At 70.8% G+C, this 12,866-nt stretch carries 8 protein-coding genes; 3 read left to right on the forward strand and 5 right to left on the reverse strand.

Annotated features, from left to right (window positions below; translation table 11 throughout):
- Positions 1-62: 62 nt before the first annotated feature.
- The 3 genes from prfB to QM633_RS13215 all read right to left on the reverse strand — a co-directional run bounded on the left by prfB (position 63) and on the right by QM633_RS13215 (position 5,711).
- A complete protein-coding gene (prfB, locus tag QM633_RS13205) occupies positions 63-1,172 on the reverse strand; it encodes a peptide chain release factor 2 (RefSeq protein ID WP_415154227.1) in 1,110 nt (369 codons plus the stop codon).
- A gap of 416 nt (positions 1,173-1,588) precedes the next feature.
- Entirely contained in the window at positions 1,589-3,700 is a 2,112-nt protein-coding gene (locus QM633_RS13210) for a RecQ family ATP-dependent DNA helicase (protein WP_415154228.1), read from the reverse strand.
- Between the two features lie 37 nt (positions 3,701-3,737).
- Complete coding sequence (locus tag QM633_RS13215) at positions 3,738-5,711, reverse strand: S8 family serine peptidase (protein ID WP_415154229.1); 1,974 nt, start codon at positions 5,709-5,711, stop codon at positions 3,738-3,740.
- A gap of 276 nt (positions 5,712-5,987) precedes the next feature.
- On the opposite strand from QM633_RS13215, the gene QM633_RS13220 reads away from it, so the two are divergent.
- Positions 5,988-7,091, forward strand: a complete 1,104-nt coding sequence (locus tag QM633_RS13220; RefSeq protein ID WP_415154230.1) for a hypothetical protein — start codon at positions 5,988-5,990, stop codon at positions 7,089-7,091.
- A gap of 48 nt (positions 7,092-7,139) precedes the next feature.
- Positions 7,140-7,952: a class I SAM-dependent methyltransferase gene (locus QM633_RS13225; protein WP_415154231.1), complete on the forward strand. Its 813-nt coding sequence runs from the start codon at positions 7,140-7,142 to the stop codon at positions 7,950-7,952.
- On the opposite strand, the gene QM633_RS13230 is transcribed toward QM633_RS13225, so the two are convergent.
- Together QM633_RS13230 and QM633_RS13235 are read right to left on the reverse strand one after the other, a co-directional pair.
- On the reverse strand, positions 7,909-8,853 hold the full coding sequence (locus QM633_RS13230) for an FAD:protein FMN transferase (protein ID WP_415154232.1): 945 nt from the start codon (positions 8,851-8,853) through the stop codon (positions 7,909-7,911). The genes QM633_RS13225 and QM633_RS13230 overlap by 44 nt on opposite strands.
- 37 nt (positions 8,854-8,890) lie before the next feature.
- Positions 8,891-11,929 carry an FAD-dependent oxidoreductase gene (locus QM633_RS13235; RefSeq protein ID WP_415154233.1) on the reverse strand — a complete coding sequence of 1,013 codons (3,039 nt, stop codon included), beginning with the start codon at positions 11,927-11,929 and terminating at the stop codon, positions 8,891-8,893.
- A gap of 258 nt (positions 11,930-12,187) precedes the next feature.
- Here QM633_RS13235 and QM633_RS13240 point away from each other — a divergent pair, with 258 nt between their 5' ends.
- Positions 12,188-12,721 carry an RNA polymerase sigma factor gene (locus tag QM633_RS13240; protein WP_415154234.1) on the forward strand — a complete coding sequence of 178 codons (534 nt, stop codon included), beginning with the start codon at positions 12,188-12,190 and terminating at the stop codon, positions 12,719-12,721.
- Positions 12,722-12,866 lie beyond the last annotated feature (145 nt).

Below are 12,866 nucleotides of genomic sequence, written 5' to 3' on the forward strand. Positions count from 1 at the left end.
GGCCGGTCTCAGCAGAAGCTTAGGCGAAGCTCCTGCGGGCGCCGCGCCGATCCTCCGGCGTGTCAACGCTCCCCCTGCTGCCGGCGCCAGCGCACGCCGGCGTCGATGAAGCCGTCGATGTCGCCGTCGAAGACCGCATCGGGGTTGCCCACCTCGAAGTCGGTGCGCAGGTCCTTGACCATCTGGTAGGGGTGCAGGACGTAGGAGCGCATCTGGGAGCCCCAGGAGTTCCCTCCCTCCCCCTTGAGCTCGCGCATCTCGGCCTCCTTCTCGGCCCGCGCGCGCTCCAGCAACCTCGACTGCAGGACGCGCAGCGCCGCGGCCTTGTTCTGCAGCTGGGACTTCTCGTTCTGGCAGGACACCACCAGACCGGTCGGCAGGTGCGTGATCCGGACCGCGGAGTCGGTCGTGTTCACGCTCTGGCCGCCGGGACCGGAGCTGCGGAACACGTCCACGCGGATGTCCTGCTCGGGGATGTCGATGTGGTCGGTCTCCTCCGTCACGGGCAGCACATCGACACCGGCGAAGGACGTCTGGCGACGGCCCTGGTTGTCGAAGGGCGAAATGCGGACGAGCCGGTGCGTGCCCTGCTCGACCGAGAGCATCCCGTAGGCGAACGGCTCCCGGACCGTGAAGGTGGCCGACTTGATGCCGGCCTCCTCCGCGTAGGAGGTGTCGTAGACCTCGGTGGAGTAGCCGTGCCGTTCGGCCCAGCGCAGGTACATCCGCAACAACATGGAGGCGAAGTCGGCGGCGTCCACGCCACCGGCTTCGGAGCGGACGGTCACCAGCGCATCGCGCTGGTCGTACTCGCCGGACAGCAGCGTGCGGATCTCGAGGGCCTCGATGTCGGCCGACAGCGTCCGGTACTCCTTCTGCGCCTCGGCGAGCGTTCCGGGATCATCCTCCTCGACGGACAGCTCGATCAGGACGCCGAGGTCGTCGACCCGGTTGCGCAGGGCGGCCACCCGGTCGACTTCGGCCTGGAGACGGGAGAGCCGTGACGTCACTCGCTGGGCGTTCTCCTGGTCGTTCCACAGGTCGGGTGCGGCAGCCTGCTCCTGGAGTTCTGCGATCTCGGCACGCTTCGCCGCAGGGTCGATCACGGCCTCGATGGAGGTGAGGGTTCGGTCGAGGACGGCCAGGTCGGCCTGGAGGTCTGCGGCAGTCACGAGGGACAACTCTACGCCACCGTCCACGCATCTCCCCGACGCGCGTCCCGGCCCGGGTGTCACCTTCACGGGTGACATTTCGGCCGACATTTTCGGCGGATATCCCGAAAGGTCCGGCCTGACCTGCCGGACCGTGTCCCCACTAGGAGTGACCGAGGATTGTCACCATTCCGGGTGACGTCCCAAAATCCCGAAAAAGTGGGGGTTCGAAACCCTTGCACCATGGCCGCGTATCTGAATAAAGTTCTGAACGAGGCCAGCGGTTCCCCCCGAACCAGGTCTCCTTCAGATCCGGTTCCCCCCGAGCTGGACTGGCTGCCCCCCGGCAGTGCCCGCAGAACCCGAGGGTTCGTGGCGGGCGTTCCCCCTGTTTGGGGGCCGCGCACCGCCGGTGCCGTGCCCCTGGGGGAGCTCCGTCAGCCGACGGCGGCCAGCGCAAACGGCAGCACCCCGCTCGCCCCGGCCTCGCGCAGCAGCCCCGCCGCCACCGTCATCGTCCAGCGGGAGTCGACGACATCATCGACCAGCAGCAGCGGTCCGGAAGCCGCGGCCAGCCATTCGGCCTGGGCAGCACTGAGCCGGAACCGCCCGTAGACCTGCCGCAGCCGGTAGGCACTGTTGGCGGCCGGCTCCTGCCACTCCTCCTCCCGGACGGTCTCCAGGCTGCCGAGATCGGCCAGCCGGCCGCTGCGCGCGATCCCCGCGGCGAGGGAGGAGACCCGCCGTGGGTGACGCAGCGACGGCACGGCCACCACGGCGACGGGGCGTCGCGTCCAGTCCCACTCCCGCAGGACGCGGACGCAGGGTGCGTGCACCCAATCGGGAACCGGCGCGTCCGCCGCGGCCACCAGGTCGCGCAACCGCTGGCCCAGGCCGAGGTCGCTGAACCGGGCCAGGACCCTGCCCGGCTCGGCGCAGACCCCGGCGGCGATCCGCCCCGTCACCGGTACGCCCAGGTTGGCCATCCCCGTCGGCCACAGGCTGCGCGGTGCGACCTCCACCCCCACCCGGTCGAGTTCGGCCCGCGCCGTGCCGACGTCGGCCTCGCCCACCGCCGCCGCGTACCAGGCTCCCGCGCACCGGTCGCACCGGCCGCAGTCGCGAGGTGCGGGGTCGTCCAGCGTCCGCTGCAGGAAAGCCATCCGGCAGCCCGGGGTGTCGAGGTAGTCCCGCATCAACTGCTGCTCTCGCGTGCGGGCGAGAGCCACCCGTTCGTAGCGCTCGGCATCGTAGGCCCACGGTTCGCCCGTCGCCTGCCAGCCGCCGCGGACGCGGGTCACGGCACCGTCCACGTCGAGCACCTTGAGCAGGAGTTCGAGTCGGGCACGGCGCAGGTCGACCAGCGGCTCGATGGCTGCGCTGGACAGCGGGCGATCCGCGTCGGCGAGCGCGCGCAGGACCGCCTGGGCATCCGCGCGCGAGGGCATCGACGCGGTGGCGAAGTAGTGCCAGATGTCGCGGTCGGCGGCCGTGGGCAGCAGCAGCACGTCGGCGCTCGCGACGGCGCGACCGGCACGGCCCACCTGCTGGTAGTAGGCGACCGGCGAACTGGGCGCGCCGAGGTGGATGACGAACCCGAGGTCTGGCTTGTCGAAGCCCATCCCCAGCGCAGACGTCGCGACCAGCGCCGCCACCTGGTTGTCCCGCAACCGTGCCTCCAGCTCCTCCCGCTCGGCCGGATCGGTGCGACCGGTGTAGGCGGCCACGACGTGCCCGTGGCGGGCCAGGAGCGCCGCCAGGTCTTCCGCCTGCGCCACCGTGAGCGTGTAGATGATGCCGCTGCCGGTGAAGTCCGCGAGGTGCGTGGCCAGCCAGGCGACCCTGGTCTCCTCATGGGGCAGTGTCAGCACGCCGAGTCGCAGGGAGTCCCTGGCGAGGCCACCGCGGATGGTGAGCACCGTGTGCCCGCCGGCTCCGAGCTGCTCGACCACGTCGTCGACCACGCGGGAGTTCGCGGTCGCGGTGGTGGCGAGCACCGGCACGTCGTGACCCAGGGTGGCGAGCAGGTCGCGGATCCGGCGGTAGTCCGGACGGAAGTCGTGGCCCCAGTCGCTGATGCAGTGCGCCTCGTCCACGACCAGCAGCCCGCAGCGCCGCGCCAGCGCCGGCAACTGCTGGTCGCGGAAGGTCGGGTTGTTCAGGCGCTCCGGGCTGACCAGCAGAAGATCCACCTGGTCGGCCTCCAGGGCCGCGTAGGCCTGACCCCACTCGGTGGCGTTGGCCGTGTTGATCGTGACCGCCCGGACGCCCGCGCGGGTGGCCGCGGCAAGCTGGTCGCGCATCAGGGCCAGCAGCGGGGACACGATCACGGTCGGTCCTGCGCCGGCCGCCCGCAGCAGTGCGGTCGCGACGAAGTAGACCGCGGACTTGCCCCAGCCCGTCCGCTGCACGACCAGGGCCCGCTGGCGCCGCAGGACGAGGGCGGCGATGGCGTCCAGCTGGCCGTCGTGGAAGGTCGCCTCGGCACTGCCCACCAGACGCCGCAGGACGGCCAGTGCCGCCGCGGCGAAGTCCTCGGTACTGCTCATCCGGGCAGGCTACGCCGGGCCACCGACAGGGCGGGGCTCAGCCCACCTTCCTGGCGGTCGTGGTGTAGGCGGTCGTGGTGTAGCCGGCACGCGCGACGGTGACCTTCACCGAGACCTTCTTTCCCTTGTCCGCCCTGGTGAGCCTGTAGCTGGACTTCGTGGCGCCGGAGATCGCGCTCCCGGCGCGCAGCCACCGGTAGCTGTACGACGTCGGCGTGGGCGACCACGTCCCCTTCTTCGCCGTCACGGTCTTGCCCGCCTTGAAGGTGCCGCTGGTCGACGGGGACTTCTTCCGGCTGAAGCTGCCCTTGGCCACGGCGCCCGCGCTCGCCGTCACGGTGTCGGAGATCGAGCCGAGGCTCACTGTCGCGCGCACCGACACGGTGGTGCCCACGTCCTTCGCCGTGGCGGTGTAGGTCGAGGCGGTGGCGCCGCTGATCGCCGACCCGTCCCTGAGCCACTGGTAGCCGACGGACGCCGCGGAGGAGAGGGGCGCGAGCGTGGCACTCAGCACCTTGCCGACCTTCGCCGTGCCGGAGACCTTCGCCGTGAAACCGGCGAGCATCGCGGACTCGGCCCGCACGGCCGCCGCGGCGTCGACGATCCCGGCGCCGCACTTCGCACTGCTGCACGTGCTCGACAGCGGGGTGGCGGTGTCGCTGAGGATGGCGGTGAGCTGGGCGGGGCTGAGGTCGTTGTCGAGCGACTTCAGGAGAGCCACGGTGGCGCTGACGTGGGGGGCGGCCATCGACGTTCCCGCCATACCGGCGTAGGTCGGGTCGCCCGCGGTGGTCGTGCCGTCGTTCCAGGTCGAGACGATCCACGCCCTGACGTCGGTCTGACTCGCGCCCGTTCCGCCGGGGGCCGCGATCGTCGCGGGGTAGCCGGAGGTCCCGTAGTCGCTGTAGCTCGCCCGCGTGCCGCTGTAGGAGGTCGCGGTGACCCGGATCACGTTCTTGCAGTTGGCCGGCGTCGAGGTGGCCAGCGACGTCCCGTCGTTGCCCGCCGCGACCACGACGGCGACCCCGGCGGCCACCACGTCGTTGATCGCGTTCTGCATGGCCCTGGAGCAGGTGCCGGCGCCGCCGAGGGAGAGGTTCAGCACGTCCACCGGAGTCGGGTTCGTCGCGCTGATCCCGCTCACCGTCAGCCCGGCCCCCCAGCGCATGGCCGCGATGATGTCGGCGGTCTCGCCGCCGCAGTTGCCCAGGGCCCGGAGCGGCTGCACTCTGGCTCCCGGCGCGACGCCGACGACGCCCTCGGCGTTGTTCCGGATCGCAGCGATGACGCCGGCGACGTGCGTGCCGTGCCAGGACGAGTCGGTGCCGTCGCTGGTGCAGTAGTCGCCCTCGTCGGTCGGGTCGGCGTCACGCCCGTCACCGTCGCCGGACGCGGAGGTGTCGGAGATGAAGTCGTAGCCGGCCACGACGTTCCCGCCGGTGATCGAGGACCGGGAGCCCGTCAGGTCGGGGTGGGCGGTGATGCCGGTGTCGACCACGCCCACCACCGCGCCGGACCCGGTCGTGGTCGACCAGGCGTCCTCGGCGTCGACCCCGTAGGTGATGCCCGACCTCAGGTTCCAGAGGTCGTTGTAGTAGGTGTCGTCGGTCGAGGTCGGGTGGAAGGTCACCGACGGCTCGGCGGCCGCCACGCCGGCGATGTCCTCGATCCCGGTGGCGAGCTCGGCCTGCTGGTCGCCGGTGAGAGGGGTGTCGAGGGTGACCGCGACCGTGTCGCCCGTGATCGGCTGGACGCGGGTGATGTCGGCCCCCGCGACGGCCTCCGCGGCCTCGGCGACCACGTCCCTGCCCGCGCGAGAGGGGTGTGCCTGGTCGTGGTCGAAGGTCACGATGATCGTGTTCGTGCGCTGCGCGCCGGTGGTGGCCGGCGCCCGCACGCCCAGGCGCGGGGCGTCGTCGGAGATCCCCTCGGCGTAGCCGGGGGTGGCGGGCAGGGCCACCCCGACCAAGGCCAGTGCGGCCGCGGCGGCGACCATCGTCGGTCGGGACATTGCCGAATCCTCTTCCTGGAGCACGGGGGGAACGATCTGATGATGACACGCCGGACGGGCTGGTCCAACCCGGACACCCCGAGTATCACCCCTTGTCAGCCATTCTTGGCAGGCTCAGTGAGGACGCTTTGGCCCGGCACCGCCCCGGCTGTGCGAGGTCTGTGGCCGCAGCTATGCGCGATCCGGCGTGGCTGATCCAGCGTGCCGCCGCTAGCTTCCGTCCCGGCGCCGGCCGCGGGTCGACGCTCCTGCTCCCCCACGATCTCGAGAGGCGTCATGGCTCGACTGCAGCAACCCTGGCTGGGCATCATCGCCACCACGGCGACCGTCGTGGTCTCCCTGCTGACGATCGCCCCGTGGTCGTACACCGCTCTGGGTGGTGCGGTCGCGAACGTCACGATGTGCTCGATCCCGTTCACGGTGGTCGTCGGCTCGTTCTGGCGGGGTCGCGAACCTCGACCGCTCGCCGCGCTCGCCCAGCCGTGGCGGGGGCTCGGCCTGCTGCTGATCGCGGCTGTCGTCGCGGTCCTGTCCTACGCGCTGCTCTCGATGACGGTCGGCGGGGGCAGGGGGGACACGCCGTTCCTCGCTTTCGGCATCATCCTCTCGGTGGTGGTCTGCTTCTGGCTGGACGTGGTGTGGGGCGGCTGGCCGTTCTCGCTGGTGCGGAGCAGGCTCGCCGGCGGCATCGGCCTGATCGCGTCCGCCTACGTGGTGACCGGCCTCCTGCTGCGGGCGCTCGACTTCTCGGCCTTCGCAGGCCAGCCGTTCTACCCCGGCATGGACCCGTCCGGGCCGGTCCCCGCCTGGGACGGGCTGGTCGGCGGCGTCACCTGCCTGGCGGTCATCTTCCTGTTCCTGCACCTCGACCTGTGGCCGCTGAGCCGGTTCCCGCGGCTGATCCGCCAGCCCGTGCTCGGCTCGATCTGGACGGTCCTGGTGCTGGGCGTCGGGAGCGGCGCCTACCTCCTCGGCACCCGGGTGCTGGGAATGACACCGGACACGTTCATGGTCACGGTGCCGGTGCCCTTCATGTTCGGCACGGTGGTGGTGCTGACCATGCTCGAGGGTTCCCTCACAGCCAGGCTGGGCGGCGTCCCCCGGGGTCTGGCCAGCGCCGGCATCGCCGCGCTCGTCGGCACCGCCCTCGCGCAACTCTTCCTGCTCCTCCAGCCGGTGCTCACCCCGGACGTCCCGGCTCCCGCGGCGTCCGGACGGCTCGAGGTGCACCTGTGGCTCGGCAGCGCCCTGCTCGCCGTCACCTTTCCCGTGATGGCCATGTACCACGACCTGTTCCAGCTGTGGCCGCTGGCGCAGGTGAACACCGCGCCCCGACCTGATCGGGCTCAGGCACCCACCGGCGCCGGGCCGGTGGCCTGAGCCGGCGCTGCCCTGGCCAGGGCGGCCGGTTCGTGGGAGGCTCGCGCGATGGCACTGGATGACCGCATGGCGGAGCGCTCGAGGTCGTTCGGCCCGCTGGCCGAGGACTACGACCGGTTGCGGCCGGGCTTCCCGGAGCAGCTGTTCACCGACCTCCTCGCCTCGGCTCACGACATGCCCCGCGAGGTGCTCGAGATCGGCGCGGGAACGGGGAAGGCCACCGTGCCCCTGCTCGCCCGCGGCCTGGATGTGACCGCCGTGGAGCCTTCGCCGGAGATGGCCCGCGTCCTCCTCGAGCGGGCGCGGGAGGCGGGAGTGGCCGACCGGCTCGACGTGGTGGTGGCACCTTTCGAGGAGTTCCGTCCGGAGCGCCGGTTCGGCATCGTGGTCGCGGCCCAGTCGTTCCACTGGGTCGATCCCTCGACCAGGTGGCAGCGCCTCGCCGACGTGCTCCTGCCGGGGGGTTCGGCAGGGTTGTTCTGGAACGCGTGGATGCTCGACCCGCAGCGCCACGATCATGGCGCGATCCGTCGTGTCTTCGAGGCCGAGGGGACCGGCCTGCGACCCGACGTGGTCCCGTTCGCATCGGACGACCGACCCCCAGAAGGCATGGAAGAGGTGCCCGAACTGGTCGACTTCCGGGTTCGCCGCTACCAGCGGACCTGGGCGCTGGCCACGTCCGACTACCTCGCCCTGCTCGCGACCACGTCCCAGTTCGCCGTGCTCGACGAGGGCGCGCGCGCCACGATCCTGACCGCGCTCGGCGCGAGCCTCGGGTCGGGGGTGGAGCTGAGGCTGCAGACCGAACTGAGCCTGCTCACGCGCCGGCCTGATCCGGGACCGCCCGGGCCGCCGGAATGAACAGGGCCGCACCGCCCTCCGTCGCGACGACGTCACCGGACCGGGTCACGAAGACGGCTTCGATGCCCGGGCGGGCCCGCACGGCAGCGAGACCCGCCTCCAGCCCGCCGCGCTGGGCGACGGTCGCCCACAGGTCGGCAGTCATCGAGGACGCGCTCACGATCGTGACGCTCGCCAGATCGGTGTCGAACGGGTACCCGGTGAGCGGGTCGAACATGTGGTGGTAGCGCCGTCCGTCCACCTCCAGCATCCGCTCGTACACCCCGGACGTGACCGCGGACGCGTCCCGCAGCGACAGGCTGCCCAGCACCGCACCCCGTTCGCGGAACGGCGCCTGGACGCCCACCCGCCAGGCCGCGCCCTCCTCGGCCGAACCCATCGCCACGACGTTGCCGCCCAGGTCGATCAACCCGTTGTCCACGCCGTGCTCGCGGTACACGTCCGCCGCCCGGTCGGCCGCGTAGCCCTTGGCGATCGCGCCCAGGTCGAGGCGCATCCCGGGCCTGGCCAGACGCACCGCGCACCGGCCCTCGTCGAGTTCCACGTCGGCGGGATCGGTCAGGCCCAGCAGCCGTCCGATCTCGTCCCGGGTGGGCACGCGGGCGTCCGCGAACCCGATCCGCCACGCCTTCACGACCGGACCGATCAGCGCGTTGAAGCTGTCCCTGTGCTCACGGCTGGCGTGCACGGCCGCCCGGACGAGCCCGTACACCTCCGGGTCCACCTCGACGGCACGCTCCCCCGCCGAGGCGTTGATCGCTTCGACCTGTGAACCCGCGCGCGCGGACGGCGGCCCGTTGACGGTGAGGCGGCGCTCCAGGTCCCGCAGCGTCCGGCACACCGCGACCGTCACCGCGTGGTCGACGGCGCCGGGCACGCACAGCGTCGCCAGCGTCCCCATCAGGGGAAACGTCGTGACTGTGCGCTCCGCGGCGATGTCAGACTCCGTTCACGCAGTTCTTCCCCGCCACGTAACCGTAGAACATGCACAGCGAGTGGCTGATGCCCTTCAGGCAGATCGGGTACTCGACCGCGTAGCGGTTGCCCTGGATGTTGCCGGCGACGTACAGGCCCGGAATGACATTGCGCGCATTGTCGTACGTGCGCGCCTCCTCGTCGCTCTCCAGCCCACCGGCACAGACCAGCATGCCCGTGACTCCCATCCGGACGCCGTAGAACGGGCCCTGCTCGATCGGGAAGAGCCGCTTCGCAAGCTTGCCGAAGTCGTCATCGCTGCCCTTGCGAGCGAGTTCGTTGTAGCGGGCCACAGAGACCCCTGCCGCTTCCACCGGAAGGCCGAGCTTCTCGAACAGCTCCTCCACCGAGTCGGCCTTCTGCACCTGGCCGGTCTCGACCGCCTTGTCCAGGTCCGCTCGCGAGCGGTAACTGCGATCCCAGTCGTTGTTCCTCGGCTTCTCCTCGGAGTAGTAGCAGACCGTGCCGTGGCTGGCGGGCATGTAGGCCACCTGTTCGGGCCACGCGTCGTCCCACAGCTGGAATGCCAGGCGTCCGGGCTGCATCTCGATCTGGTTCTCCAGCTGCTGGCCGGGGACGCTCTCGTTCATGAACCGCTCCCCGCGGGCGTTCAGGAACAGCCAGGGGGTGTTGCCCATCACGCCTCCGGTGCCGCTGGTGCCACCCATGTGGTGGGTGATCGGGGCATGGTTCTGCTGGATCAACGCTCCCGCCCAGGCGCCGAGCTTGAGCCCGTCACCGGTGTTGGTGGGCCTGCCCTCCACGTCCCGGTTCAGCCACACCGCGGGCAGCCCGTTCTCGATGATCTCGGGACAGTAGTAGCGAACCATCTCGGTGTTGCTGCCGTAGTCGCCGGAGGCAAGGATGACGCCCTTGCTCGCCAGCGCCTTCACGTAGCGTCCGGTCTTCGCGTCCCGCGCGATCACGCCCACCACCCGGTTGCCGTCCTTGAGCAGCTTCACCACGAAGTGGCCGTAGAACGGCGTCACATCGCCCTCGGCCACAGCCTTGGCCATGTTCGCCTGGAACACCGGTGCCTGGTTGGGCAGGAACTCCACCGACGTCGGATAGGTCGGGAAGACCTCCTCGCGGTAGTCGTAGTGCTCGGGCAGCGGGTGGTACAGCGGCACCAGGAACGAAGCGGCGTTCTCGTCCGGGATGTCGGCGCGGTTCGTCGGCGCAATGTAGAGGTCGGGCTTGGCGGCGATGTACCAGTCGAACACCTCCGAGCAGTGGTGCGCCCAGCGGGAGATGATCGGGCGCTTGATCCGGTAGGCGCACTCCTTCATGAACTGGTCGGTGATCTCGTCCGGGTCCATGGTCGCCCGACCCCAGGCCTCCTGCAGGGTGCCGTTGATCACCGCGTACTCGCCGCTGCGGCACTGCGGCTCGGCCGCCTTCTCGAACACGACGACCCTTGCCCCCTCCTCCGCGGCCGAGCGGGTCGCGGCGACGCCGGCCACACCGGCGCCCACCACGATCACATCGGTCTCGACGACGAGCTCGATCTGCTCGTCCGGAACGGCCGGCTCGGTGCCGAGCCACGGCGGCGGGGTGAGCTCCTCCGGATGCTCGGAGACGATCATCGGGTCGGCCTCGCCGGACGCCTTCGCGAGTGCCCGGTCGACCGCGGCGATCAGCCGTTTGCTCGACATCGTGGCGCCGGTGATGATGTCGACAGCGGTGGAGTTGAGGGCGATCATGCGCTGCGGCAGCACCTCCCACACGTTCTCCTCGCTGAACTGCTCCTCCGCATGGGTCGCGCCGATGATCTTGATGTCCTCGATGCCGTTCACGTCGACGGTCACCTTCACGGTGATCACACCGTGCAGGTCGTCGAACGACTCCAGGTAGACGTTCGGCACGTATACCCGGGACGCGGCCCGCGCGGCGTTCACCCGGCGCTCCTCCGCGGCCATGTCGGCCTCGACGAAATTCCACAGCGAGTCGGGGACGGCCAGGCCCACGCACTGGTCGCGCCGCAGGAAGGTGGCGATCGGTTCGCCCGCGGTCACCTTCTGGACCCAGTTCGGCTCGACGATCAGCTCCCGGCCCACGGCCACGCCGGCGAACCCCGCGGCCAGGCCTCCCTCGACCTGCTCGAGTTGCATCACGCCGCCGACGCCGATCAGCGGGACGGACGCGAGGGTCTCCGAGCGCACCGCGGCCAGCTTCTCCAGCAGGGTCTGGGTGTCGGAGGTCTCGACGATCGAGGTCTGCAGCAGCCGCTTGGTGGAGAAGTGCAGGTAGTCCAGGCCTTCGGCCGCGAGCTGCTCGAGCAGGTAGATCGTGTCGTCGAAGCGAATGCCCGGCACCTCGATCTCCTCGGGGCTGAACCGGTAGCCGACCACGAAGCCCTCTGCGGGCACGGCCGCCTTGACCGCGCGCAGCACGGCCAGCGGAAACCGGGCGCGCGCCTCCCGGCTGCCACCCCACTGGTCGTCGCGGCGGTTGGAGTGCGGCGAGAAGAACTGCTGGACGAGGTAGGTGTTCGCCCCGTGGATCTCGACACCGTCGAAGCCGGCCGCCACCGCCCGCGCGGCGGTGGCCCCGAAGGCGGCGATGATGTCGTCGATCTCCGGGGCGCTCAGCTCCCGTGGCACGACGGCTTCGGGACGGGGCGCGGCCACCGCGCTCGGGCCGACCGGCTGACGGCCGTTGAGCTGGCCGGGCGAACACATCCGTCCGCCGTGGAAGATCTGCAGGACGGCCAGCGAACCCTTGGCCCTGATCGCCTCCGCGACCTTCGCCAGGCCGGGGATCTCGGAATCGTTGTCGAGTCCGATGCCGCCCGGGAACACCTTGCCGAGCGGGTCGACGTGCGCGCACTCGACAATCACCGCACCCGGGCCGCCCGCGCGCATGCCGTAGTACAGCGGGAGCTCGTCGCTGCAGACGCCGTCGTGGCTGGCGTTCAGCGTCGTCATCGGCGCCATCAGCACCCGGTTCGGGAGCTCCAGTCCACAACGGAGGTCGAGCGGATCGTTGATCGAGATGGCCATGGATGTCCTGTCGTCTTGGCGTGGTTCAGCGTCCAGTGGGTGGTCACGCACCCGGCCACTGCGTTGCGGCCCAGGCTGCTTCGGGCGTCCCCGGGGACGTTCCAACGGTAGCTTCACCCGCCACGGAGGTGAACGTGACGATGGCATTCATGCAAGAAGCGGGACAGCCCATGCCGGGACGCCCTGCCGGAGCGTGAGCAGGTGTAACACTGGGACGACTCCTGACATGTAGGTAGTGAGGCCCACCGAAGGAGTCCGATGCCGACGCCGTCCGAGAGGTTCACCGATCTCTTCGAGCGCACCCACGCGGCGTTGTTGGCGTACGCGGTGCGACGGGTGGCCGACCCGCGTGACGCCGCTGACGTCGTGGCGGAGACCTATCTGGTCGTGTGGCGTCGTCTGGACCAGGTACCGAACGGTGAGGGCGAGCGGCCCTGGCTGTTCGGGGTGGCGCGGAAGGTGGTGGCCAACGTCAACCGTGGGGTGCAGCGCCGGCGCGTCCTGGTCGATCTGCTGCGCGCGGACCTGGTCGGCGTGGCTCCGCCGCCCCGGCTGCCGTCGGAACTGGGACGGGCACTGGACGGCCTGCGTGCCGATGATCGTGAGCTCCTGCTGTTGCTGGCGTGGGACGGGCTGAGCCAGGCGCAGGCAGCGGTCGCTCTGGGCATCAGCCACAGTGCGGTCCGGGTGCGGCTGCATCGGGCCCGGAACCGGCTGCGGTCGCAGCTCGCCGATGACCACTCCGATCTCGCCGATCCGACCGTCCTCACCGAAGGGATCAACCATGCCTGACGTCCTCACCGAGCTGAGCAAGCTGGACCCGGCCGCCGTTCCCGTTCCCCTGCGGCGGGAGAGTCTCGAGCAGGTGCGCGACGGAGTGCTCGCCGCGCCGCAGCACCGGGAGCGCTGGTGGCTGCCGCCCGCGGCCGCCGCGGCC

Origin of the sequence: Propionicimonas sp. (assembly GCF_047606205.1) — a bacterium.
Taxonomy (GTDB): domain Bacteria; phylum Actinomycetota; class Actinomycetes; order Propionibacteriales; family Propionibacteriaceae; genus Propionicimonas.